At 54.9% G+C, this 25,320-nt stretch carries 20 protein-coding genes and 3 pseudogenes; 9 read left to right on the forward strand and 14 right to left on the reverse strand.

Annotated features, from left to right (window positions below; genetic code table 11):
- Positions 1 to 78 precede the first annotated feature (78 nt).
- On the reverse strand, positions 79 to 984 hold the full coding sequence (locus KOL70_RS18675; protein ID WP_215481317.1) for a LysR family transcriptional regulator: 906 nt from the start codon (positions 982 to 984) through the stop codon (positions 79 to 81).
- 110 nt (positions 985 to 1,094) lie between these two features.
- Here KOL70_RS18675 and KOL70_RS18680 point away from each other — a divergent pair, with 110 nt between their 5' ends.
- Both KOL70_RS18680 and KOL70_RS23820 read left to right on the forward strand, forming a co-directional pair.
- A complete protein-coding gene (locus KOL70_RS18680) occupies positions 1,095 to 2,123 on the forward strand; it encodes an NAD(P)-dependent alcohol dehydrogenase (RefSeq protein WP_215481318.1) in 1,029 nt (342 codons plus the stop codon).
- Positions 2,124 to 2,911: 788 nt separating this feature from the next.
- A pseudogene (locus KOL70_RS23820) lies at positions 2,912 to 3,825 on the forward strand (GGDEF domain-containing protein); the annotation flags it as partial.
- Here KOL70_RS23820 and KOL70_RS18690 read toward each other — a convergent pair.
- Together KOL70_RS18690 and KOL70_RS18695 are read right to left on the reverse strand one after the other, a co-directional pair.
- Positions 3,822 to 5,321, reverse strand: coding sequence for a UbiD family decarboxylase (locus tag KOL70_RS18690; protein ID WP_215481319.1), 1,500 nt, complete (start codon positions 5,319 to 5,321; stop codon positions 3,822 to 3,824). The pseudogene KOL70_RS23820 and the gene KOL70_RS18690 overlap by 4 nt on opposite strands.
- Positions 5,322 to 5,331: 10 nt before the next feature.
- A complete protein-coding gene (locus tag KOL70_RS18695; protein WP_215481320.1) occupies positions 5,332 to 5,925 on the reverse strand; it encodes a UbiX family flavin prenyltransferase in 594 nt (197 codons plus the stop codon).
- A gap of 137 nt (positions 5,926 to 6,062) precedes the next feature.
- On the opposite strand from KOL70_RS18695, the gene KOL70_RS18700 reads away from it, so the two are divergent.
- Positions 6,063 to 6,965, forward strand: coding sequence for a LysR family transcriptional regulator (locus KOL70_RS18700; protein WP_215481321.1), 903 nt, complete (start codon positions 6,063 to 6,065; stop codon positions 6,963 to 6,965).
- Between the two features lie 655 nt (positions 6,966 to 7,620).
- Here KOL70_RS18700 and KOL70_RS18705 read toward each other — a convergent pair.
- Entirely contained in the window at positions 7,621 to 7,839 is a 219-nt protein-coding gene (locus KOL70_RS18705; RefSeq protein WP_215481322.1) for a hypothetical protein, read from the reverse strand.
- A gap of 33 nt (positions 7,840 to 7,872) precedes the next feature.
- Here KOL70_RS18705 and KOL70_RS18710 point away from each other — a divergent pair, with 33 nt between their 5' ends.
- Positions 7,873 to 8,481, forward strand: coding sequence for an FAD-dependent monooxygenase (locus tag KOL70_RS18710; RefSeq protein WP_371824676.1), 609 nt, complete (start codon positions 7,873 to 7,875; stop codon positions 8,479 to 8,481).
- A 395-nt stretch (positions 8,482 to 8,876) separates the two neighbouring features.
- Here KOL70_RS18710 and KOL70_RS18715 read toward each other — a convergent pair whose 3' ends face one another.
- The 6 genes and pseudogenes from KOL70_RS18715 to KOL70_RS23650 form a co-directional block, all read right to left on the reverse strand.
- Positions 8,877 to 9,062, reverse strand: a complete 186-nt coding sequence (locus KOL70_RS18715; RefSeq protein ID WP_215481323.1) for a hypothetical protein — start codon at positions 9,060 to 9,062, stop codon at positions 8,877 to 8,879.
- 12 nt (positions 9,063 to 9,074) lie between these two features.
- Positions 9,075 to 11,189: a peptidase domain-containing ABC transporter gene (locus tag KOL70_RS18720; protein ID WP_371824671.1), complete on the reverse strand. Its 2,115-nt coding sequence runs from the start codon at positions 11,187 to 11,189 to the stop codon at positions 9,075 to 9,077.
- A complete protein-coding gene (locus KOL70_RS18725) occupies positions 11,179 to 12,465 on the reverse strand; it encodes an HlyD family secretion protein (RefSeq protein WP_215481324.1) in 1,287 nt (428 codons plus the stop codon). The genes KOL70_RS18720 and KOL70_RS18725 overlap by 11 nt, the downstream gene beginning before the upstream one ends.
- An 81-nt stretch (positions 12,466 to 12,546) precedes the next feature.
- Positions 12,547 to 12,801 (reverse strand): hypothetical protein, encoded by a 255-nt coding sequence (locus tag KOL70_RS18730; RefSeq protein ID WP_141097320.1) that lies wholly within the window; start codon positions 12,799 to 12,801, stop codon positions 12,547 to 12,549.
- 11 nt (positions 12,802 to 12,812) lie between these two features.
- Entirely contained in the window at positions 12,813 to 13,562 is a 750-nt protein-coding gene (locus KOL70_RS18735) for a hypothetical protein (protein WP_215481325.1), read from the reverse strand.
- Positions 13,563 to 14,020: 458 nt separating this feature from the next.
- A pseudogene (locus tag KOL70_RS23650) lies at positions 14,021 to 14,353 on the reverse strand (recombinase family protein); the annotation flags it as partial.
- Between KOL70_RS23650 and KOL70_RS18750 the strand changes: the two are divergent.
- Positions 14,351 to 14,650 (forward strand): annotated as a pseudogene (locus KOL70_RS18750) (Tn3 family transposase); the annotation flags it as partial. The pseudogenes KOL70_RS23650 and KOL70_RS18750 overlap by 3 nt on opposite strands.
- A 154-nt stretch (positions 14,651 to 14,804) precedes the next feature.
- On the opposite strand, the gene KOL70_RS18755 reads toward KOL70_RS18750, so the two are convergent.
- The gene (locus KOL70_RS18755) at positions 14,805 to 15,845 is read right to left on the reverse strand and encodes a tyrosine-type recombinase/integrase (protein ID WP_215481327.1); all 1,041 of its coding nucleotides are present in this window, start codon (positions 15,843 to 15,845) and stop codon (positions 14,805 to 14,807) included.
- 576 nt (positions 15,846 to 16,421) lie between these two features.
- Between KOL70_RS18755 and KOL70_RS18760 the strand changes: the two genes are divergently transcribed.
- A complete protein-coding gene (locus tag KOL70_RS18760; protein ID WP_215481328.1) occupies positions 16,422 to 17,405 on the forward strand; it encodes a DUF1852 domain-containing protein in 984 nt (327 codons plus the stop codon).
- A 27-nt stretch (positions 17,406 to 17,432) separates the two neighbouring features.
- A complete protein-coding gene (locus tag KOL70_RS18765) occupies positions 17,433 to 18,461 on the forward strand; it encodes a methionine synthase (protein WP_021509410.1) in 1,029 nt (342 codons plus the stop codon).
- A 303-nt stretch (positions 18,462 to 18,764) separates the two neighbouring features.
- Here the strand turns inward: KOL70_RS18765 and malG are convergent, their stop codons facing one another.
- Genes malG through malE form a run of 3 tightly spaced genes read right to left on the reverse strand, consistent with a single transcriptional unit; the run spans position 18,765 to position 22,446 of the window.
- The gene (malG, locus tag KOL70_RS18770) at positions 18,765 to 19,655 is read right to left on the reverse strand and encodes a maltose ABC transporter permease MalG (protein ID WP_058759158.1); all 891 of its coding nucleotides are present in this window, start codon (positions 19,653 to 19,655) and stop codon (positions 18,765 to 18,767) included.
- Between the two features lie 9 nt (positions 19,656 to 19,664).
- On the reverse strand, positions 19,665 to 21,197 hold the full coding sequence (gene malF / locus KOL70_RS18775) for a maltose ABC transporter permease MalF (protein WP_215481329.1): 1,533 nt from the start codon (positions 21,195 to 21,197) through the stop codon (positions 19,665 to 19,667).
- A 58-nt stretch (positions 21,198 to 21,255) separates the two neighbouring features.
- The gene (gene malE / locus KOL70_RS18780; protein WP_165899346.1) at positions 21,256 to 22,446 is read right to left on the reverse strand and encodes a maltose/maltodextrin ABC transporter substrate-binding protein MalE; all 1,191 of its coding nucleotides are present in this window, start codon (positions 22,444 to 22,446) and stop codon (positions 21,256 to 21,258) included.
- A 361-nt stretch (positions 22,447 to 22,807) separates the two neighbouring features.
- Here malE and malK point away from each other — a divergent pair, with 361 nt between their 5' ends.
- Together malK and KOL70_RS18790 are read left to right on the forward strand one after the other, a co-directional pair.
- Positions 22,808 to 23,917 (forward strand): maltose/maltodextrin ABC transporter ATP-binding protein MalK, encoded by a 1,110-nt coding sequence (gene malK, locus KOL70_RS18785; RefSeq protein ID WP_215481330.1) that lies wholly within the window; start codon positions 22,808 to 22,810, stop codon positions 23,915 to 23,917.
- A gap of 41 nt (positions 23,918 to 23,958) precedes the next feature.
- On the forward strand, positions 23,959 to 25,260 hold the full coding sequence (locus KOL70_RS18790; protein ID WP_058759162.1) for a maltoporin: 1,302 nt from the start codon (positions 23,959 to 23,961) through the stop codon (positions 25,258 to 25,260).
- Positions 25,261 to 25,320: the final 60 nt, after the last annotated feature.

Here is a 25,320-nt window from a genome sequence, read left to right on the forward strand (position 1 = left end):
CAACCGGAACGAAAGCAAGGATAATGATTAGCATGATTTAATATTTGTAGCGGGACGAGCAGCATGGCGCTTGCTGATTCAACGCCTCGTCGCGACAAAGGATTTTAACTGGTCAATAAACGCTCTCAGCGAGGCCGACATATGGGGATTGTTAACGTAATAGAGATGAAGTCCTGAAAATACCGCAGACCACTCGCTCAGCACCTGCCTGAGTTCGCCGCGTTCAATCCAGGGTTGTGCGAACTGATCGCTGATATAGGCCAGCCCGGTTCCTTTTAACGCCGCGTCGAGCACAAAATCCGTTTCGTTGGCGGTGACAATGCTTTCAACATTCACGCTGTGCGCGCCTGCCGGCCCATGAAATTCCCAACGTTGCAGCACCCCGGTATCGGCCCAGCGATAGGTCAGGCATTGATGCTGGCGCAGATCCTGCGGATGTTGTGGCTCGGGATGGCGTGAAAAGTAGTCCGGGGAACCGACCACAATCATCCGCATGTCGGGCGTCAGCCGCACGGCAATCATATCCTGCTGCACGAGTTGTCCCGATCTGATGCCGGCATCGAATCCCTTGCCGACAATGTCTGTGAGGCTGTCATCAATGACCACATCAAGAGAGACATGCGGATAGTTCTCCCTGAATAACGGCAGCATGGGCGCAATCAACATGCGGGCAGCAATACGCGGCAGATTGATGCGAACCCGTCCACGCGGCTCGTCCTGACAGGCACCGACGTCCCTGACGGCCGAGGCGATCTCCGCCATCGCCGGCATCAGGCGATTGAGCAGAGCCTGTCCTGCTTCCGTCGGCGCCACGCTGCGGGTGGTCCGGTTCAATAACCGGCTACCTAAACGCTCTTCAAGCGCGCGGATGGTATGACTCAGCGCGGAGGGCGATACACTCAGGCGCTGCGCCGCCCGTCTGAAACTGCGTTCCTCCGCGACACAAACAAATGCCCGGAGTTCGCTATATTCGCTGCCTTTCATTGTTGCTTCCCGGCTCAACAACCTGTGTCGATTATAGAGTATTGTTATTCATAATCAGAAGCCGGAGACTAACAACACCAACAAAATTAATTACCTGGAAGGGCTTAACGATGACAAAACACATGCGGCGCTGGGAAACAGACGCCATCGGGCGCGATAACCTCGAACTGAGAACGGTCGCAATGCCGGTTCCGGGCCCGCAGCAGGTGCTGGTGAAGGTTGAAGCCGTCGCCCTGAATCACCGGGACAAGATGGTAATTGAGAATGGCCGGGGCCTGCCGCTTGCGTTTCCTTTTACACCGGGGTCCGATCTGGCCGGCGTCGTTGTTGGCCAGGGGGAAGGTGTCAGCCGCTTCAGCATCGGTGACCGGGTTATTTCAACGTTTACGCCCGACTGGATCGACGGTGTGCGTCCCGGCGATGCGCGCACGCCGGCCTATAAAACGCTGGGCGGCTATTATCCCGGCGTGCTGGCTCAATATGTGGTTATGCCGGAAGCGTGGCTGGTTACCGCCCCTGCGACGCTTAACCCGATTCAGGCTGCCACATTGCCCTGTGCCGGTCTCACCGCCTGGTTTGCGCTGGTCGAACGTGCCGGCGTGCAGGCTGGCGATATTGTACTGATTCCCAGTACCGGCGGGGTTGCCCTGTTTGGTTTGCAGATTGCCAAAGCGCATGGCGCGCAGGTGATTGTCTCCGGCAGAGCCAGCAACGCCGACCGGACGAAAGCGCTGGGTGCCGACCATTATGTGGATCGCCACCGGGAAGACTGGGTGGAAGAAATTTACCGCATCACCGCCAATCACGGCGCCGATCATATCCTTGAAGTCATCGGTGGCGATCACCTGGGGAAATCCGTGCAGCTGGCGGCGGTCGGTGGGCACATCTGCCAGATCGGTGCGCTTGAGGGCTTTGACTTCAGCTCACCGGCAATGCCGCTGATGATGAAAGACGTGACCCTTCATGGTATCGGCACCGGTAGCCGCCGCGCACTCACGCGCCTGATTCGTGCAGTTGATCGGACCGGCATAAAGCCGGTGATCGACTCAGTGTACGCATTTTCTGACCTGCCATCAGCGCTGGACCATCTGGACCGCGGGCCTTTTGGTAAGGTAGTCATCACTCTGAGCAGCGAGTGAGAAACGGGCTGATCGCTGGCGATTTGTGCAGCATCCACCCGTCGTCCAGCGGCCATCACCACGCATGACATCATTACCGCCTTTAATCCTGAAAATCCCGTCGCTGATTATGTGCTTAACTTAGCGTTGACACGGCAACAGGGTGAAACATGACGTTTAAAAGGAAAAATGAAGCGGCAATCATTTCAGGTTCCTCGCTGCTGCGCAGTATTTTGCTGTCCGGCGGATTGCTGATATGCGCGATCATTGCGCTCACCCTGTGGACGCTGCGCGAAGACTGGCACGGCGCGGTGCGCCAGACGGAAGAGATGGCGGTCAATCTTTCCCTGTCACAGTCACGTCAGGCGGAAGATACCGTGCTCCAGACCGAACTGGCCCTGCGTGAAGTGCAGCGCGACCTGCAGGCGCAGCCGCTGGAAAAACTCAACGCCGCCAATCTGAGCCAGATTATGCGCGATCTGCAAAGCCGTCTGCCGCAGCTGCATGGGCTGTTTTACTATGATGAGCAGGGCCGCTGGATCGCCACCTCCACGCGCAGCGTGCCGGTGGGCACCAACAACTCTGATCGTGAATATTTCCGCTATCACCGCAACAACAGCCGTGACAGTTTGCACATTGGCCCGGTGATCCGCAGCCGCAGCACTGGCGATCTGGTTATTCCGGTTTCCCTGCGCGTCAGCGATGCCGCGCGTGATTTCAAAGGCATCCTGTTAGCCACCATTAAAGTGGATTATTTCCGCCGTTTTTACAGTTACTACGAACTGGGGCCGCGCGACGTGCTGGTACTGATGCTGGCAGACAGCACGGTGCTTTATGCCCGTCCGATGCCCGACAGCTATATCGGCAAAAGTCTCTCCGCCAGCCATCTGTTCCAGCAGATGCTGGTGAAAGCCGATCGCGGCAGCGGCGAGTGGAACGCGGCGCTGGATGGCCAGGTGCGCATCTTCGGCTTCGCCAGCTCAGAACGCTATCCGCTGGTGGTCGCGGCCGGTTACGACAAGCGCAATCTATATCTGCGCTGGGTGAAAGGAAGACTGCAGGATATTTCCCTGAACGTGGCGCTGCTGGTCGCGATTATCCTGCTGGGACTGTTTGTCATTCGTCAGGCTCGGCATAGCCAGCATTATCAGGAAGCGCTGCTCAAACTAAAAAACGACCTCGCCGATGCCAATCATCATCTTGATCAGCTGGCGTTTTTCGATGGGCTGACCGGTCTGGCTAACCGCAGACAGTTTGACCGCTTTTTGCAGAATGCTTTGCATAATCTGCGGGAAAAATCAGCACCGGTGTCACTGATATTAATGGATATTGACTACTTCAACACTACAACGATCGCTACGGGCACGTGGCAGGCGATCACTGTTTACGCCAGGTGGCCGACGCGCTCAAACGCCTCAAGCTGCGGCAGAGCGACATGGTCGCGCGCTATGGCGGCGAGGAGTTTGCCATTATCCTCGCCGGTGCCGATCAGCATGCGGCGCTGAATATTGCGCGTCAGGCAGTACAGGCGATTGCTGACCTGCATCTGCCTCACGCCGCTTCCGCACTGCCCGACGCGCAGGTGACGCTCAGCGCGGGCTGTGCGACCACCTGGCATGACGATCAGGCCGGCAACCTGATCGAGCATGCTGATGCGGCGCTCTACCAGGCCAAGCATAGCGGACGCAATCAGGCGCAGGCCTGGCGGGCGGTGAGTGATTAACGGTTAAAACCTGGAATGAAGCGTGAAACATCAACTTCCATAAACTGCGAGCGCTGGAAGTTGTGTTTCAGGTCATACGGTACCGTACAGTCAAAAATGGTTTTACAGGTAATGCCATGGGCGCGAATCGAGTTGCTGAAGGCCGGATCCTGTGACGGATCGAGCGGGTGACAGCGCACGCCCGGAATAAAGATAGTATCTGCGTCGCCCTGATAACGCGTGGTCATCGCCCAAATCACGTCATTTAAGTCGAACACATCAACATCCTCATCGACCAGGAACACGTGCTTCAGCTCTGAAAAGGCCGAGAAAGCCAGCAGGGCAGCCTGACGCTGGCGTCCCTCATCCTGCGGGCCGCGCTTATTGATTTGCAGCACCGCAACATATTTCCCGGTGCCTGGCGAAGGGCAATGTACATTCTTCACCAGACCCGGTAACGCACGCTCAACCATATCGAGAATGCTGGCTTCGGTCGGGATTCCGGCCAGATTGGTGTGCTCGTCGCTCGGTCCGATGCAGGTTTGCAGGATGGGATTTTTGCGGTGCGTCACGGCTTTGACTTTAATCACCGGCACTGCCGCCTGCGCTTCACCGGTATAACCCGGGAATTCCGGCATCGCTTTACCGCTATGGGTATGCTGATCTTCCTGTACGCGATAATCCGGCACCAGTTCACCCTCAATCACGATCTCTGCATGGGCAATGGCGCGTGCCTCTACGGCGACACCCTTAACCAGCTCAACCGCCCGACCGCGCAAACCCCCGGCTATCGCCAGCTCATCAAAACCGAGCGGCGTGGTCGGCGGCTCAAAGCAGGCACCAATTTCGATGGCCGGATCGACGCCAATACTGATGGTGATCGGCAACGCTTTGCCCGCCTGCTCAGCCTTGATGCGGAACTGATCAAGATGGCGGCCCGGTACAAAGTACATCGAGATCTCATCTTTGCCCTGCACGCACAAGCGGTGAATAGTGACGTCGTGTTCGCCGGTTTCCGGATCGGCGGCATAACACATCCCCATGGTGAAATAGGGGCCGGCATCTTCAGGCGTGTTGGTTGGCGCGGGCAGCAGGCGGCGGATATCAAAACCGTCGTCCGTGGCGAGGTGCACCACTTCCTGACAAACCGCCTGCTGCTGGCTTATTTCCACCGGTGCAATGGCGTTGTGTACCGATGAACGCAGCAAATGCGCCAGCTTTTCTTTCGGCACCCCTAACAGGCGCGCCACGCGCTGCCGTGAAGCCAGCAAGCCAATCAGTACGCGAAAGTTGGCGTAACCTTTGATGTGATTAAACACCATCGCCGGTCCGGTCTGTGTGGGACGCATCACGGTGCCGCCCGCGCCAACGTAACGATAGACACCGGACAGTTCCGCTTCGGGATTCACCGGTTCATCGGTCTCAATATACTCACCATCAAATTGCTTCAGCAGTTCGATGGCAGAACGCAGATCGTAAACCTCACTGCTGTGCGAAGAGGGAGATGTGTTTGACATAGGCTGTTCCTTAGTTTGAGAGTGTCAGGTCATCACTGGCGGGATGCAAACCCTGCCAGCGCGTGGCGCCAGCAGTGTCGATACCAAGCTGATCCAGCACGCGACCCACGATATGATTTTCCACATCGGCGATCGTGGCCGGATGGTTGTACCAGGCCGGCACAGGGGGAATCAGGCTGACGCCCATGCGTGACAGCGCCAGCATGTTTTCCAGATGAATGGTGTTGAGCGGGGTTTCGCGCGGTACCAGAATCAGTTTGCGCTGCTCTTTCAGGACGACATCCGCCGCGCGGCCAATCAGCCCTTCCGCATACCCGCTGCGGATACCGGCCAGCGTTTTCATGCTGCAGGGAATAATCACCATCCCGTCGGTGACAAATGAGCCCGAAGAGATAGTCGCGGCCTGGTCACCGGCCGGATGAAACACATCGGCCAGCTGTTTGATTTCGTTGAGAGAATAGTTGGTTTCATGTTCCAGCGTCACTTTTCCCCAGCGTGACAAAATGAGATGCGTTTCGATGTGCGGAATGTCCGCCAGCTGCCGCAGTAATCGCAGCGCGAGTGGGGCACCGGTGGCACCGGTTACGCCGACAATGATGCGCATAAGGCCTCCTGTGAAAGGCAAAAATTTTCCGGCGCGTTCCTGCCGTCGCCGTCCTGCTGGCAAAGATAATGCGCTCGCTAATCAGGGTCTAATTGGTATTATGCTTTTATTAATAACGAATCCTTATCAGGTGTGGCATGGATTACCGTAAGCTGCGTTCTTTTCTGGCACTCGCCGATACGCTGCATTTTGCACGGGCAGCGGCGGCGGTTAACCTGACGCAACCGGCGTTGTCTCAGCATATTCAGGCACTGGAGCAGCAGTGGGGCGTGAAGTTATTTGCGCGCGACAAGCGTAAGGTGAGTCTGACGCGCGAAGGCGCATTGCTGCTCGGGGAAGTCCAGCAAACGGTGCAGCGTGTGGAGCATCTGCAGGACACGATTAAGCAGGTGGCCGCCGGACGACGCGGCATGTTACGCATTGGCTATGTGGGCACGTCCATGCTGGAGCCGGCGCTGGTCAAAATTATCCGTGCCTTCAGACGTGATTTTCCCCAGATCGCGCTGCAACCCGTGGAGTACAGCGTCAACCAACAGCTAAGCCTGCTGGAGAGCAGCGATTTGGATATCGGCATCCTGCGCGGGCCACTGCCGGAACGTCGCCAGATTAGCCGGCAAATTCTGCATCAAACCTCGCTGTGTGCGGTGCTGGCCGACGACCATCCGCTGGCGCAGCAGGCCTGCGTCTCGCTGGCTGATTTAGCGGCGGAGCCGCTGATTTTGCAGGAAGATCCGGAAGGCATCGGGCTGGGTGGCGCGGTACTTAATCTCTATGCGGCCGCCAGGCAGATTCCCGCCAGCGTGCTCCGCGCGCGCGATGTAGCCACCGCCGTTGACCTCGCCGCGCTGGGCCTGGGCGTGACCTTCATCCCCCACGCTCCGGATAGATTTTTGCGGCAGGATGTGGCACTGCTGCCGCTGGCGCAGCAGGATGTCACGACGGCACTCTACCTGTGCTGGAAAACCGGCGCGGCTAACCCGGAGATACGGCGCTTTGCCGGGTACGCGCAGTCACACTATGGTGAGGAACCCGCTGCGTAATCAGGCGGGCATTCCAGCCTCAGCGGCGTTATAGGGATCAATATGGCGAATTGCTATGCCATATCGGCTAAATTGTGATTCACTGACGTAGTCTATTGTCAGATTATGCGTGAGAAGCGCAGTCATGAAGCCAACACTGAATCAGCTAATGAGTTTTTGTACCACTTCCAGCAGGACATCACCACCGCGGCGTACCGGGGTGTCGTTTAATTTTGCAATGGGTTTATTCATCGTTGTTCACCTCTGACTATCGGTTAATAATCCGCCAGTTTCCGGGCTGAATTTATCTTAGAAGCAGGGTGAGCGTTGATTCCAATACTAAGATTGGCCTGTTTGATACCCTAAAAGGTATGGCAGTGAGGTGAAGCAGGCGGCGCGGTACTTTGTCAGGGAACTGGCAAAGGTACCGCGTCATTAACAGCACCTTTAGGTGGCAGGGCAGTTGAGAAGGCCGCCCACGGGTAAACCAGGCAAATCGTTATTCTTTAGCGTTCTGTTGCCCCACGGCATGTCTTTGGATTCGTGAACGAATTGTTAAACTAAATGATGCTGAAATCATAAAACCAGGCAGGCTACAAATGATGACGAGATTAAGCCCATTTGTGCATTACCCTTCCCGTGAAACAGGAACGAATTAACGCACAAAAATCCCAGCCTACACAGAGTTATTCTGGCCGTGCATGAATAAATTTCTTGTTATCATTTCCAGCCCACATTCGTACATATAATCTTTATCTGTTATGAAGAAAGGACTGTTTTTATTTAACTGAGATAGCGAGCTCTCCTGCTGTTCTTCAAGGACAAAACCGACGGTAAATTTTGACGCAGTCATCAAGGCGAGCGTCGCATCCTGCTCAGCAATGCCCTGGCGCATCAGAACGCCCAATTCAATGTCCCATTTATCCTGATAGAAAAAGGCTCATCACTGTCAGCGTTACCGCGAGCAAGAGGCTTTTCTGCAAGGACGATGGAGCTGTTTCGTAGTGTGGGCCTTCAGGATGCAATTGAAAAAGTATCAGTATCCGCGTGGAAGCAGGGCAAATTTGGCGGAGCCAGGCGCGGAGTTTCAATGCTTGAATCAACCCCGCTTGTCGAAGCGGATGTTAAGCGATTACATTCGGAAGCAGATCCGTCACCCTGTAAATTGACGGCATGTCCACAAACGCTGATTGAACCAATATTATATGAGGCTTTATTGGCCCGGCAGCAAAATCTCCGTTTAGGCTGGGAATTGATAGAAATAACAGAAAATCAGAATAACGTTACTGCCATAGCCAAAGATTCTCATGGTGTATTGCATGTCATCTCTGCCAGCTGGCTTTTCGCTGCGGATGGAGCCAGAAGCAGTGTCAGAAGAGCATTGGGTATAGAACGGAGAGGGATTGAGGCCAACCAATATTACCTGAATATTTTTTTTGAAGCGGACCTTACGGATGATGTTAAAGAAAAAACCTTCAGCCAGTGTGAAGTGAGTAATGAGGGGTCTGACGCTCAGTCGAACGAAAACTCACGTTAAGCAATATTGTCTTCCTCGATTGCCCCTTTTAGTAGCATTAAATGGCCTTTTTTACTCATATTGCCTGCATAAAGGAATGATGACCCAGCATATTAATTATCCACAATAAAGCGGGGAAACCGTGCGATATATTCATCATGTCAACGCCAGGGCCACTGACCGATTTTTGCCATTCTCGTTGTTATTAAGCGTTTCGCCTTATGCCCGATGCTGATCCAGTGCAGCCATTATATAAACTGTGTTCCACAGCACTACGGAGTTGGTCATCAGCCCCATCACAAAAGCAATTAAGGGGCCTAACTATGAACTATGAGGCAGCGTCGAAGGCAAGCTGGCGAAGCTTATGGCCTAATGCGTTTGACCACGACTTCCCGTTGCCTTTCCGTCGGTTATTTCTATAACACAAGGCTGCTGATGGCGGCGTCCACCACGGCGACAGTCGTCAGGACGCCCGCCACAATCAGCCAGCCCCACCCTTTACGCTGACGCAGGGCCAGCAGGGTGGCACCAGTGAAACAACTGACGGGGATAAAGGTCAGGATCACAATCAGCATCAGCGTGATAATCAGCGTGTCGCGCATGGGCATACTCCTTTATTCCGGCATGCTGCCGAGGTGAATTGTCCGGTCGGCCGAGGCAATTGTGGATGAACGGTGAGCGATAATAACCCGCGTGATGCTCAGGCCGCGTATGGCCTCGTTTATTAGCGCCTCGTTATGTTCGTCCAGATGGCTGGTTGCCTCGTCCATGAAAAGAATGGCGGGACGGCGATAGAGTGCGCGAACGATGAAAATGCGCTGACGCTGGCCGCCCGAGAGCCCCTCGCCCAGCTCGCCTGTCAGGGTGTCATAGCCCATCGGCAGGGCCATGATATCGTCATGGATATGGCCAAGGCGGGCGCAGGTATGAAGCCACGCCTCGTCAGGTGAGTCGCTGAAACCGGTCATGTTTTCGCGTAATGACCCGGCAAACAGACGGTCCTCCTGCAGTATGCAGGCCACGGCGCGGCGGTAGTTGTTCACGCCGGCGGAGTGGATATCCCGTCCTCCGGCCAGCACGCAGCCTTCACCCGGCGGGATAAGGCCGCTCAGCACTTTCATGAGTGTGGTTTTTCCGCACCCTGATGGGCCGGTGATGGCCACGCTTTCTCCGGCAGCCACCGTGATATTGAGCCCCCTGAAAATGGCCGGTGACTGTGCATCATGACGAAACATGAGTCCTTTTGCCTCCAGCGCGATGGCGACACCCGCAGGGTACAGGTCTGCAGCGGGGGCGGCCGGCTCGGACTCAGTGTGGGCGATGTCTGCAATACGTTCTCCGTGCAGGGAGAGCATGCCGAGACGCAGGAACATGTCAGTCAGCGACAGTGCCCGGGAGGTGAAAATTTCACGAAATACCCCGAAGGCCACAAACGCCCCGAGTGAGAGCTGATGAGTCATTACGGCCCCAATGCCAAGCCAGAGGATAACCACGTTGTCCAGCGCGTTCGTCAGACCGCTGACCGTACTGAAAAGAATGTCAAAGCGCCGACGGCTGACGGCAGCGTTTGCGGCGTCTACTTCAAGTGTCAGCCAGTTCCGGCGGCGCTGCGATGTCAGACCCTGCGCGCGTAGCGTGGCGATACCCCACAGCGATTCGGTAAAGTGAGATCCGGCCGCCGCGTTTTTTATCAGTTGCTCCTCCGTCAGCTGGCGGTAGCGAGGAAAGGCAACCACCCGCATTGTTATGGCGATCAACACAAAGCACGTAACCACACCCCACAGAAGCGGGCCTCCGTAGCCTGCCAGCAGTACGCAAGACCCGAGGAGCATGATGCCGTCAATGACGCAGCCGGTGACATCGTGGACAAAAGTGTCGCGCAGCACATCCAGCGAGCCGAAACGTGACTGGATGTCGCCTGTACGACGCTGGGCAAACCACGGAAGAGGAAGTCCCAGAAGATGCCGGAGCAGGCCTTCCTTCCACTGGACGTCGGTGAGCGTGTCCGTCACCATCACCGTCCACGCACGGATGAGGTTAAGTCCGGTCTGAAGCAGGATAAGTGCTCCCAGAGACAGGCAGACCAGTTCAAGCAGCCCCCGGTCGGAGGCGGGAACCACGTGATCCAGGGCAATCTGCGTACCCACGGGCAACAGCAGACTGATGCTTTCGATCATCGCGGACAAACAGAAGATTTTGACCAGGGCAGTGCCGAAGCCGCGTATACCGCTCATCAGTTCGGCAGGCCTGACGCGGGGCAGTTTTTTTTTCCGGCAGAAGCCGCGGCCGGGCCAGAGCTCCAGCGCCGCGCCGGTAAAGTTTTCCGACAGCGTTTTCCTGCTGACGCTTAGCCGTCCACGGGCCGGATCGTGGATCACGGCCCGGTCGCCACTGAGGCTGACCAGCACCACAAAATGGCTGAAGCTCCAGTGCAGAATACAGGGCAGCCTCAGGTCCGAAAGCTCATCAAGCTCAAGTGATAAAGCCCGGCCCGCCAGTCCCACCTCCCCGGCAATGGTGTACAGAGTGCTCAGCGTGGCGCCGCGAGACGAGATGCCACCCCGGCTGCGCAGGGCAAACAAATCTGCGTGATGGCCGTGCCAGCCTGCCACCATCGCGATACAGGCCAGCCCGCATTCGGCAGCTTCAGTCTGCAGAATCAGGGGGACACGCCGGTACAGTGAGAAATTGAGACGGCGTAATAGCCCTTCAGGTCCGTTACTGTTCACTCACCGCCTCCTGCGTGCTGTCCCGCATGTCATAGAGTGGCGCAAGTACCCACTGCCACAGTTTTCGTTTCTCTAGAAACAGCGTGCATTCCGCGCGCAGCCCGTTTCCGGGCCGGAGGCGGTGTCCCTGCCAGACAAAGTGCGTCACATCAGGCGTGACGGTCAGTCGGTACCAGGTCTCGGATGTGCTGGCGTTTACGGCAGGCGCGCCGGACCAGGATGCCCTTTCATGTAGGGTCGCCGGGGCTGAAGATATCTGCGTGATCCGTCCGGGAAACTGACCAAACTTTTCTGCCGGAAAAGCGTTATACCGTATGTTGACCGGTGAGCCTGCCTTAATGAATGGCACGGCGCTGTCCGGCACCCACATGACCAGTTCCCAGCGGGGAGTTGCGAAAGGAATAACCTGTGCCAGGGCGTCGCCGACGCTGACCGACTGTCCAGATGTCAGGCCGGCGATATCTACCCGCCCGTCCACCGGCGAAGTCACGACCAGCGTTCCCGCCGCGTCGTCCAGGGTCTCCTGGCGAACCAGGTCGCTGCGCTGCATCTCCATGCGGAAAATATCGTTATCAAAATCAGCGGCGCGCGTGCGGATGTCGCCCGTCAGAGCCAGCAGCTGCAGAGCATTCTGTTCACGCTGACCGCTCAGCGTCAGCAGGTCGTTCTGCTGCTGATAGTAAAGAGCGGCCTGCTGGGAGAGCTGGTCCCGGTTGATGAGGCCCGCGCGCTGATAGCGGCGATAGCTGTCCATATTCTGCTTCATTTCCTTCAGCCCCTCTTCGGCCTGGTTCAGTACGTCAGCCGAGTGCGACAGCGCCGCCGCATAACTGGCTTTCTGTTGCTCCAGGGTTTCCAGCGTGACGCGTTTGTTTTCACGCAGGTGATTAATGATGCTCTCAACGCTTTTTATCTGGGCCTGCGTATTCTGCCGCTGCTGAAGGCTGACCACGCCGGATCGCGTCGTATGGCTGACGTCAATTTCATAAAGAGGCTGCCCTTTTTTTACCTTGTCACCTGCACTGACCAGACGGCTGATAATAAACCCCTGTCCGGGGGCGGTGACCCGGACTGGGCCGGGCAGGGAGGCCAGCTCCCCGCTAACGGTCACCCGACGGGTATAGCTGCCGATGCAGAGAAACATTGCAAGCACGATAAAAAAGAGCGCGGTGAGGGCAAGATGCACCCAAGCGGGAAGGCCGCGGGCCAGCAATGCCCGACCATTCCAGAGTCGTGACCGGTGACTGAGCGCCGCTGCACGATAGAGGGAGTCCATGAGTATCCTGAAGAAATAAAAGCCAGTAGTTGTCATAATAAGGCGGCCATAATGGCCGCCTGGAGAGCAGATTCTCTGTAATCAGCGGTTTTTACCACCACCCATCTGACCACTTTTCCCCTTGTTGCTGGATTTACCACTGTTCCCTTTATTATTCCCGGATGCAGAGGACCCGGTATCCGGTGCGTTTAAACCACAGCCCGCGTGAAAGCTAGCCGAGGTAGTTGAGCCGCCATGTCCATCTTTAGACGTGGAAAAAGAACCACCAATAGAACAGCTGCCAATTGAAAACCCACCTGCGACTACATTCATTTCATTTAAAGAAAGTTCACGCATTATTATTTCTCCTAATTACAGTAGCTTGCGAATATAACGTGCTTTTTTCTCATTGAAACAACCCATTGAGAAGATGAATTGGCATAGTGTATGTTTGTTATGCCAAACTTTTTCATGTCTGCCGGAGTGTATGAAAACCATTTCTCCGGGAACTTATATCTATAATCAGAGTTTAACTGAGGACAAAAAGATAGCTTATTGTCCACACCAATTTTTCTGTAAAACTCAATATCATCTTTTTGTAACTTTTTAATTTCCCGAAGCGAGAAAAAATCACTCTTTGTTATGTTTCCAGATATTGCAATTTCTCTCTCAGGGCCGTTGATACCACCATGCCATAGAAGGTACGAATCGTTACCCAGATGTTTTTTCTTTCCGGCTGGAAAAATATAGTTAGCACAGGCAGAGGCGCAAACGCTGCGCACATCAACACTGATTCCATTTTTATATATATAATCACCTATCGCTAAAGCGTTCCTGATATCACCGCCAATGCTATTTATAGATATCGTATTGATTGGGGAATTTCTAGCAAGCCTTAGGAATTCAGAATAAGATGTGCCTGTGATTTTTCCATTATAATAAATAACGCTCCCCTTAATATAGATATCGGGGGGGTCAGAAAGAACGCTGGCATCGGGGAGGTCTATCTCCTCATACGCCACACATGACGAAGAATTAAATATTAAAAAAAACATAGCTAATGAAGTAATTACGAAAGGACCACTTCTAAAATAAGTTCTCAACTGTCCATGCTTCATTACTTTTAACTCCGTTCACACCCTTGAATGATTCAGAACCCAGTTTCGTAATCCCTGAACATACATCAAAAGCGATAAGAGGAACGCTCTTGTCTTGTGTAATGTAATGCTAACCTAAACTTGTTTTTAGTAAATATATGTAACTGAATATTTCCTTTGTGCAATTTTTTTGAAGAAGAAAGGGGCTTTTGACGATTTTTTGAGATTAAAATTTTAAATTCAATCATCTAAAATGATGATGGTCATATCTGGTCGGACATGTAACGGTTAAGGAGTGCCTGAGGATTGTGCTGTTTTAGCCCGTTCGTCACCGGGGATAAGTTTCTTCTTATAAATAATCAAGTTTTTCAAATCTATAGACTAATTACCTTGTTTAAATTTTCATTTTACGATGGCTCAATGCCTTAAAGACGAGTTTGATGTTTTAAACCAATCATTTTAATGATAAACAGAAAGCATCATAAGCACTTTTGATCTTCGAGAATTTTATAGACTATAGAGCGTGCAATACTGAGCTGATGAGAGATATTAGTTGCACCCATACCTCTCTGATGAAGTTCCATAACGGCGTGCCTTTCTAAAGTGCGCTTGCGGCCGAATTTAATACCTTTTAGCTTCGCCTATTGCCTCCCTTCAATTGTACGCTCAAGGATTCTCTTGCGCTCGGCCAGGGTTACAGCTGAAAGAATAGTGATAACCATTTTACTCATTTCCGCATCGGTACTGATACCGTCGTCAATAAACCGAATGGATACACCCCGGGCGTCGAACTCTTTTATCAACTGGATCACGGTCAGAAAGGTGAGATAAGAAAGCGATATACCCACGGACAGGAAGATCAACTGGGCGCACTGGGACTGGTCACTAACGCCGTCGTGTTAGGGAATATTATTTATATGCAGGCAGCCCTGGATCATCTCCGGGCACAGGGGGAAATGCTGAATGATGAAGATATCGCACGCATCTCACCGCTTTGCAACGGGCATATCAATATGCTCGGCCATTATTCCTTCATACAGGCAGAACTGGTGACAAAAGGACATCTGCGGCCATTAAAAGAGGCGTCAGAGGAAGAAAACATTGCTTAACGTGAGTTTTCGTTCCACCGAGCGTCAGCCCCCAATAACTGCGTTCATAACCACTTTCAGTCCCGGCTTCCAGTCCCGGTGTCTGGGGCGCACCTGATAGCACCACTTAGCACACTGCCAGCAATTCCCAGCGCCAGGGCTTACTGATATTAATTCACAGATGTTGTTGCATCAGGTCGATCATCGCCCCGGCATGGGCATCAACGTGGCGAATATAGCGCATCACCGTTTCCGGCTTCTTCCAGGTGCCTTCCTGCATGATCTGCGCGGTGCTGTACTTATTGCTGGCCATATCGATGGCGGCACCGACCCGGGTGCTATGTCCCGACCAGCCGCGATAGCGATTCTTATTGGGTTGCACGCCGGTGCCCGGTCCTGCTTCACGCCAGGCGCGGACGAAAATATCCTCCAGCGCGCGAGTCGAGAGCGGTTTATCGCAGACAATCTGCGCCTGGTTAGCGCGGTGCACCGGGCCAAAAATGAACGCGTCGGGTTCAGCGATCAACCCGGATGCCACCAGCCATTCGGTCAGCCGTTGTGATGAGAGATCGCCGAGTGCCTTAATCAGTCCCCCGGTCATCACAATGGTTTTGGTCCAGGCAACATCGAGAATGATACGGCCATCGGCCGAGCGCGAAATGTCACGCACCCGCAAGCGGCTCAGCTCACTGATGCGTAATAACGTGGCGTAAGCCACATGCAAAAATGCCAGATCGCGCTGCTGTTGCAGGCGGTAAGAGCCCGCCCAGCGCTGATCCAGCTTAAGTAAATCCCGAATGCGAAAGGGGATGGCCTGACCGGCACGTTCACCGGCTATCACCGCGCTGCGATTAATTTTTTTCACTGCGCGAAACACCAGCGGCGAAACATTGGGCGGCACCAGACCGGCGTTACGGTGTAACATGGAAATTAATGCAGCATGGGTCGCGATGGTAGAAGAGGCGCGTCCCGATGCCTGAAGCCACAGCAGGTAATCACGCAGATCGGCAGGATCCATCGGCAAGAATTGCCGGTCATGTTTAGTCGCCCAGCGGCTGCCGATCCGCATAACGCTCAGCAACTGTCGCCACGTATTGTCAGAAAACGCTTCTTTATCACTAACAAACGCTTTCAGGCGTTCAGCAATATCCTCATCAATACTGTTCATCAGAGCCGGGCTGGCGGTAATCCCGGGCAGGGTGTCCGTTTTACTCATTAATTTATGACGTCGCTACGTGAATTCTGTGCATGTAGCAGGGTCATCACCCGCCAGATTTAACGTAGCGGTGCCGGTTTTTTTATGCACGGCATGGAGCAGACACACTGCATCATGTTAACCAAAGGTGATGATCCTGAGGATCCTGACTTCATATAATGCCAATTATATGAAGTCAGCTATTCTAACCGCTGAAAATCTGGATGGACAGCGGTAAAGGGGATGGAAAACGGTGATGGTGAAGTTTTTTCACCTGACAATCGCGCCGTCAGCTGTCAGGCTAAGGATGGGCAGTGTGATAGCGCAGATTAGCGCCTGATTTTGCAGGTTTTTTGCCCAACCTTTGCTTACTTACCCTCAGCGCGAGCCTGGTGCAGGCAACATGAAGTTAGCTCATCTTGCTTTGAAATTTAATCACTTTTCCTCACGCAGGGACTCTGGCATAACTAAGGTCATGTTAAATATTTTCGACAATATGACCACTGCTGAATTTGCAAACCTGTAAACGTTTTGAGAACTCCGGTAAAGGAGAGAACAGCGTCAGGTTGCAAGCAGAAATCAGGATGCCCGCTCGCGATGAAAAATGATTTTACCTTTAGTATAAAAAGCACGCGCTTCGATGAGAATTACAATCCCTCCAAAGATACGCGCATTACCACCAATTTTGCCAACCTGGCGCGCGGCAGCAATCGTGAAGAGAATCTGCGCAATGCGCTGATCATGATGAATAACCGTTTCAATTCGCTGGCGAACTGGGACAACCCGAAAGGCGATCGCTATGCGGTTGAACTGGATATCATTTCTGTGGAAATGAATCTGGGTGCAGGCGGCGAGGGCAAAAGCTTTCCGGCGATTGAGATCCTGAAGACCAACATCGTTGATAAAAAAACCAGTGAGCGCATTGAAGGGATCACCGGCAATAACTTCTCTTCATACGTGCGTGATTATGATTTCAGCGTTTTGCTGTCCGAGCATAATAAAGGCCGTACCGGTTTCAGTATTCCAGATGACTTCGGCGTGCTGCACGGCAATATTTTCCGCCATTTTGTCAACTCAGAGACGTATAAAGCCAACTTCCGCAAAGCGCCGGTCATTTGCCTCAGCGTCTCCAGCAAAAATATTTACCGTCGTACCGGTAACCAGCATCCGGTGCTGGGCATTGAGTATCAGCAAAATGAATCTTCATTGACCGATCTCTATTTCGCCAAAATGGGACTCAGGGCGCGCTATTTCATGCCGGCCAACAGCGTGGCGCCGTTCGCCTTCTACTTCGCCGGTGATTTGCTCAGTGATTACAGTAACCTGGAGCTGATCAGCACCATCAGTACCATGGAAACCTTCCAGAAGATTTACCGCCCGGAGATTTACAATGCGAACTCACCGGCGGGCATTGAATATCAGCCAGACCTGTATCATCAGGATCACTCGCTGACCAAAATTGTTTACGATCGCGAAGAGCGTACCCGCCTGGCGATTGAGCAGGGTAAATTTACCGAAGAGCAGTTTATTAAGCCTTACCACAGCATTCTGAAACAGTGGTCTGATCATTTCGCTCTTTGATTAACGAATAAATAAGGTTATTGATTAATGAAAACATTATTACCGACGTCAACGGCTGGCAGCTTACCGAAACCTTCCTGGCTGGCACAGCCAGAGACATTATGGTCGCCTTGGAAATTGCAGGGCGATGAGCTGATTCAGGGCAAACAGGATGCGCTGCGTTTATGTCTGGACGACCAGCAGCAGGCCGGTATTGATATCGTCAGCGACGGCGAGCAAACGCGCCAGCACTTCGTCACCACCTTTATCGAACACCTTAACGGCGTTGACTTTGAAAACCGCAAAACGGTGCGTATCCGTAATCGTTATGATGCCAGCGTACCCGGCGTGGTGGGCGAAGTGAGCCGGCAGAAACCAGTCTTTGTCGATGATGCCAAATACCTGCGTCAGCTGACGCAGCGTCCAATTAAATGGGCGTTGCCTGGCCCGATGACCATGATCGACACGCTGTATGATGATCACTATAAAAGCCGTGAGAAGCTGGCGTGGGAATTCGCTAAAATTCTCAACCAAGAAGCGCGCGAATTAGAAGCCGCTGGCGTTGATATTATTCAGTTTGACGAACCCGCCTTTAACGTCTTTTTCGACGAGGTGAATGACTGGGGCATTGCCGCCTTAGAACGCGCTATCGAAGGACTTAAATGTGAGACCGCAGTGCATATTTGCTACGGCTACGGCATCAAAGCCAACACCGACTGGAAGAAAACGCTGGGTACCGAGTGGCGCCAGTATGAGGAGATCTTCCCTAAACTGCAGAGTTCCGGTATCGATATCGTTTCGCTGGAGTGTCAGAACTCACGCGTTCCGATGGATTTGATTGAACTGATTCGTGGTAAAAAAGTCATGGTTGGCGCGATTGATGTCGCCACCAACACCATCGAAACACCGGAAGAAGTGGCTGCCACGCTGCGTAAAGCGCTGCAGTTTGTAGATGCCGATAAACTCTATCCAAGCACCAACTGTGGCATGACGCCGCTGTCGCGTCATGTGGCTTACGGTAAGCTGCAGGCATTAAGTGCCGGCGCAGAGATTGTGCGGAAAGAACTGCAGGGCTAACGCGTAACGCCTAATTTGTCTCTGATTCAGTCCGCAGGGTTTAAATACCCTGCGGACTGAGCGTTTGTCATTAACATCTTTGCCGTGCCGCCTCTAAGGCCGCCAATATGTCGCCGATGGCAATACCATCCTGAAGAATCAGGTGGGCGATCACGCACTGCCGGAATAATACAGCGCAGTCAGCAAACAGAGTGGAGCCACAGCTCTCCACTTTTTTTATGCCTGTAATAAAAACGGCGGCCATTGGCCGCCAAAACCTCAACAGGTGGTTGCCGTTGAGGAAGCAGTGGTACTGATGAATCTTTAACCTTTTACACCGCCCGCCGTCAGCCCGCTCACCAGCCAGCGCTGTGCCAGTAAAAACACCAGCGTGATGGGAATGGCGGACAGCACAGCCGCCGCGGCGAAATCGCCCCACAGATAGTTCTGCGGATTAAGATACTGTTGCATCCCGACCGCGAGGGTATAGCTGTTGACGTCGCGCAGCAGCAGCGAGGCGACCGGTACTTCGGTGACCGCAGCGATAAACGCCAGGATAAACACCACCGCGAGGATTGGCACCGAAAGCGGCAGCAATACCAGACGAAACGCCTGCCAAGGCGTGGCACCATCCAGCGCCGCCGCTTCCTCCAGCGAACCATCAATGGTTTCGAAATAGCCCTTAATGGTCCAGACGTGCAGCGCAATGCCGCCCAGATAGGCGAAAATCACGCCGCCGTGGGTATTGAGGCCGAGAAACGGCAGATATTGCCCCAGCCGGTCAAACAGCGCATAAAGCGCCACCAGCGACAGCACCGCCGGGAACATCTGAAAAATCAGCATGCCCTTTAGCAAACTGGCGCGACCGGCGAAGCGCATGCGGGCAAACGCATAGGCGCAGGTGGTCGAGAGTGCCACAATCCCCAGTGCACTAATGGCGGCGATCTTCACCGAATTCCACAGCCACAGCAGCACCGGGAAGGGCGGCGGCGTCACGCGACCATCGGCATGGGTGACGCTGAACCCGAGCGCCAGCCGCCAGTGTTCCCATGAAATCTGTTCCGGGATCAGACTGCCGGTGGCGAAATTGCCGCTGCGTAGCGAGATGGCAATCACCATCAGCAGCGGGAACAGAATTGCCGCGATAAACAGCAGCAGCAGCAGATGCGTCAGCAGCAGACGCAGCTTCTGCGATTTCGGTTGTACCATGGCCATAACGCCTCCTTAATCAAACTTCATGCGTAGCGCTTTCAGGTTAATCACCGCCAGCGCACCGACCAGCAGGAAGATCAGCGTGGCGATGGCTGCCGCCAGGCCGAAGTCCTGACCGCCGCCGCCCTCAAAGGCGATGCGCCAGGTATAGTTGACCAGCAGATCGGTGTAGCCCGCCGGCGTAGTGGTGCCGAGTCGATCGGGGCCACCATTAGTCAGCAGCTGCACCAGTACGAAATTATTGAAGTTAAAAGCAAAGCTGGCGATCATCAGCGGCAGTAGCGGTTTCAGCAGCAGCGGCAGCGTAATCAAAAAGAAATTTTGCAGCGGCCCGGCGCCATCCATCGCGGACGCTTCATACAGATCGTCCGGGATCGCCTTGAGCAAGCCCATGCACAGGATCATCATGTAGGGATAACCCAGCCAGGTATTGACGATCACCAGCATGGCGCGCGCCAGTGTCGGATCGCTGAACCACGCTGGCTTGAAGCCAAACAGCGCATTGAGCATGACGTTGATTTCGCCAAAACTCTGGTTAAACAGCCCCTTGAAAATCAGTATCGAAATGAATGCCGGTACCGCGTAGGGAAGAATCAGCATCACGCGATAGATGGCCTTGCCCCGCAGCGCTTCCCACTGCACCAGACACGCCAGCACCATGCCCACCGCGACCGTCAGCAGCACGGTCAACAGCGAAAACAGCAGCGTCCAGCCTAATATCGCCAGGAACGGTTTCTGAATGCCTTCGTCGGTGAACACGCGGGCAAAGTTTTTCCAGCCCGCGCCAACGGTAAAGCCGGGGCTGAGCTGTTCGCTGGCCCAGCTGCCATCGGCGTTGATCTGCTGATAGAACCCCGTGTCCCGGTTGGCCTGATAGCGGGCGCCGTTTTGCTGATTTCTCAGCTGTCCCGGTGCGTCCAGCACATACAGCGGCCGCGTGCCGGAAAACTGGCGCAGCGAACTCATCACCAGCTCGCGACCGTCCGGCAGCCGGGCAGTTAACTGACTCAGCGCCTGACGGTTTTGGGTGATGATTTTTAAGCTGGCGCGCGCGGTGGCGGGCAGCGCGGCTGGTGTGAGGCTGAGCTGCTTTTCACCACCCAGCGTAAACGGCGCAGACAGGAAGCTGTTTTCGCCCGCGCTGAGCGCCAGCTGCCAGCGATCGCCCTGCGGATAGAGCGCGAAGTTCATCGCGTCCCCGGCCTGATACTGTCGACTCAGCAGCACCTGCTGCGCGCGCGCCTCACTGAGCTGATTGGTGCTGCTGTAGTTGGTGAAGGCAATGGCGACGGTACAGGCCAGTGGAAACAGCACGAACAGCGTCATGCCGGCCAGTCCCGGATACACATAGCGCCAGGCATAGGCGCGCCGGTTGGTGTAAATCCACAGGCCTGCCGCGCTGACTACCAGCGTGACCAGTGCAAACAGGTATTCACCCTGAGCATACATCAGCACCAGAAGGTAGCCGACCAGCAGACAGCCGATCCCGACCAGCAGGCTGCGCAGCACCAGGCTGTGCCGTCTCTTTTGCGGTATTCCTGACATGATACGGTGTTCCTTAACAGCCAGTGGCGAGCCGACAGCCGTCGGCTCCGTAACAGCATTACTTATTGAGACGCGCCTGCGCATCCTTCAGCGCCGCATCGACGTTTTGACGACCACTCAGCGCATTCAGCGTCGCGGTGCGCATCGCATACCAGAAGGCCGCCATCTGCGGGATGTTAGGCATGATGTCGCCATTGCGCGCATTGTTCATGGTGGCGGCGATGCGCGCGTCTTTCTCCAGCGTTTGCTGGAAAGACTTCAGGGTGACCGCGCCCAGCGGCTTGTCCTTGTTAACCGCGTTGAGACCGGCGTCGGTCAGCAGATAATTTTCCAGGAACTCTTTGGCCAGCTCTTTATTAGGACTGGCCGCGTTGATGCCCGCGCTCAGTACGCCGACAAAGGTTTTGGTCGGCTTGCCGTTCAGCGTCGGTAACAGCGTAACGCCGTAGTTGATGCCGCTTTTGTCGATATTGCTCCACGCCCACGGACCGTTGATGGTCATCGCGGTTTGTCCTTTATTGAAGGCCGCTTCGGCAATCGAATAGTCAGTATCGGCATTAAGGATTTTGGCTTTCACCTGATCGACGAGGAACTGCATGCCTGCTTTCGCGCCGGCGTTGTCGACGCCGGTATCTTTCACGTCATAGCCGCTATCGGTCTTTTTGAAAGCATAGGCGCCACCGGCGGCCAGCAGCGGCCAGGTGAAATAGGGTTCCTGCAGGTTAAACATGATGGCGCTCTTGCCTTTGGCGCGCAGCTGCTTATCCAGCGCCGCCATCTCTTCCCAGCTTTTCGGTGGGGTGGGCAGCAGATCTTTGTTGTAAATCAGCGACAGCGACTCCACAGAAACCGGATAGCCAATCAGCTTGCCGTTGAAGCGCACTGCATCCCAGGTAAACGGAAACAGTTTTTGCTGGAAGTTTTGATCCGGTGTGACTTCGGCCAGCAGCCCTGACTGGGCATAGCCGCCAAAGCGATCGTGCGCCCAGAAGATGATGTCCGGACCGTCCCCGGTCGCGGCGACCTGCGGATATTTCTCTTCCATTTTGTCCGGATGTTCAACCGTCACGCTGATACCGGTGTCCTGCTCGAATTTTTTGCCTACCTCGGCGAGGCCGTTATAGCCCTTATCACCATTGATCCAGATAACCAGTTTACCTTCTTCAATTTTGGCCACGGCCGAAGCCGAAAACAGTACGGCCGTAAGGGCGGAAAGGGCCAGAACGCGTGCGCCGGTTTTCATTGTCATAACTCCATCCTGTTAGCGGAAGCGGAAATCATCAGTGGCATCATTGTGCGGCGTTATGCCATTTCCTCATCCTCCTGCGCTCTACGCCCAACAGCACTAAGCCGTGATCGCGCTAGCAAAACAGCGCCTTAATACGCGCTGGCGCACACTATTGACGCGTCAGCTCTGCGTGACAGCTCACAAAATTGCCGTGAACGTCGCACCGGCGCGGCTAGGGGGCGCGTACTCCTCCTCCCGCCTCATCCCCCAGTAAAAACCCACACGGTGGAGGATGTTGCGCCGTCTGCGCCTGCCCATAGTGGTCGCCGGAGTCTGCCTGCGGTGCTGCAGGCAAGCATGAGCCTGCGAAGAGGAAAGCATCATGGCGAGCGTTGCGTTACACCATGTCACCAAGGCCTGGGGTGATACCGAGGTATCAAAAGACATCAATCTGGAGATCGGCGAAGGGGAATTTGTAGTGTTCGTCGGTCCATCCGGCTGCGGCAAATCAACGCTGCTGCGCATGATCGCCGGCCTGGAAACCATCACCCGCGGCGATCTGCTGATTGGCGGTCAGCGTATGAACGATGTTCCGCCCGCTGAGCGTGGCATCGGCATGGTGTTTCAGTCTTACGCCCTTTATCCCCACCTTTCGGTGGCCGAAAACATGTCGTTTGGCCTGAAGCTGGCTGGCGTAAAGCGCGCTGAAATTCAGCAGCGCGTCAATCAGGTGGCGGAGGTGTTACAGCTGGCGCACCTGCTGGAACGGCGCCCCAAAGCGCTATCGGGCGGACAGCGGCAGCGTGTGGCCATCGGGCGCACGCTGGTGGCCGAACCGCGTGTGTTTCTGCTCGACGAGCCATTGTCCAATCTTGATGCCGCGCTGCGCGTACAGATGCGCATTGAAATCTCACGCCTGCATAAGCGCCTGAAGCGAACCATGATTTACGTTACGCACGATCAAATCGAAGCGATGACGCTGGCCGACAAGATCGTGGTGCTGGACGCCGGTCGCATCGCCCAGATCGGCAAGCCGCTCGAACTCTATCACTATCCCGCTAACCGCTTCGTTGCCGGTTTTATCGGCTCGCCGCGCATGAATTTTCTGCCCGTCAAAGTGACCGCCACCGCCATCGATCAGGTGCAGGTGCGCTTGCCCAACGATCAGCGGGTCTGGCTGCCGGTGGAGAGCGCCGGCGTCCAGGTCGGCAGCAACATGTCGCTGGGTATTCGTCCGGAACATCTGCTCTCCAGCGACATCGCCGATGTCACGCTGGAGGGCGAAGTGCAGGTGGTTGAGCAGCTCGGCCACGAGACGCAGATCCATATCCAGATCCCCGCCATTCGTCAGAACCTGGTGTACCGCCAGGAGGACGTGGTGCTGGTAGAAGAGGGCACCCTGATGGGTATTGGCCTGCCGCCGGAGCGTTGTCACCTGTTCCGCGAGGACGGGAGCGCCTGCCGCAGGCTGCATCAGGAACCCGGTGTTTAGCCCTGCAAAACAATAAAAGCAATGACCTCAGGAGATAGAAAATGTTAACTCTGCGCAAACTTCCCGTCGCGATTGCCATCGCAGCGGGTACGCTCTCCGCTCAAGCCATGGCGGTCGATTTTACGGGTTACGCCCGTTCAGGTATCGGCTGGACCGGCAGCGGCGGCGAGCAACAGTGCTTTCAGGCTACCGGCGCGCAAAGCAAATACCGTCTGGGCAACGAATGTGAAACCTATGCTGAACTGAAACTGGGCCAGGAAGTGTGGAAAGAGGGCGATAAAAGTTTCTATTTCGATACCAACGTCGCCTATTCCGTTTCCCAGCAGAATGACTGGGAAGCGACCTCACCGGCCTTCCGTGAAGCCAACGTGAAAGGAAAAAACCTGATCGATGCGCTGCCGGGTTCCACCATCTGGGCCGGTAAACGCTTTTATCAGCGTCACGATGTTCACATGATCGACTTCTACTACTGGGATATCTCCGGTCCGGGTGCCGGTCTGGAAGATGTCGATCTCGGGTTTGGTAAGCTCTCGTTCGCCGCGACGCGCTCTTCCGAAGCGGGCGGCTCTTACACCTTCTCCAGTGACCAGATCCGTGATTACGCCACAAGTACCGCCAATGACGTTTTTGATGTGCGTCTCGCCGGCCTGGAAACTAACCCCAATGGCGTGCTGGAACTGGGTGTCGACTATGGCCGCGCCAACGCGCGTGACGGCTATCGCTTAGACGACGGCGCGTCGAAAGATGGCTGGATGTTCACCGCGGAACACACGCAGAGCATGCTGAAAGGCTACAATAAGTTTGTGCTGCAGTACGCCACTGATGCGCTGACCTCGCAGGGCAAAGGCCTGCCGCAGGGCAGCAACATCAATAACAACGGTAATATGTACCGCATCCTGGATCACGGTGCGATCTCGCTGGCCGATCGCTGGGATCTGATGTACGTGGCGATGTACCAGAACGTCGATCTGGATAACAACCGCGGAACCGAGTGGTACACCGTCGGCGTACGTCCTATGTACAAATGGACGCCCATCATGAGCACCCTGCTGGAAGTAGGCTATGACAACGTCAAGTCACAGCAGGTCAGCGAACGCAACGGTCAGTACAAAATCACCCTGGCGCAGCAGTGGCAGGCTGGCGACAGCATCTGGTCACGTCCGGCGCTGCGCCTGTTCGCCACCTACGCCAAATGGGATGAGAAGTGGGGCTACAGCAAAGACGCCTCCGGCGATATCACTTCGCTGGCCGCGGCGGACAGCAGCGGCAACGGTCTGTTCACCAACAGCCGTGGCGACAACGATGAGTGGACCTTCGGCGCACAGATGGAAATCTGGTGGTAAGGCGCTGCGCAGGTTAAGCAAACATCCGCCGTGCGCCAGACGCACGGCGTTTTCGGACAG

It is taken from the genome of Pantoea sp. B270, assembly GCF_018726825.1.
Classification (GTDB): Bacteria; Pseudomonadota; Gammaproteobacteria; order Enterobacterales; family Enterobacteriaceae; genus Pantoea; species Pantoea dispersa.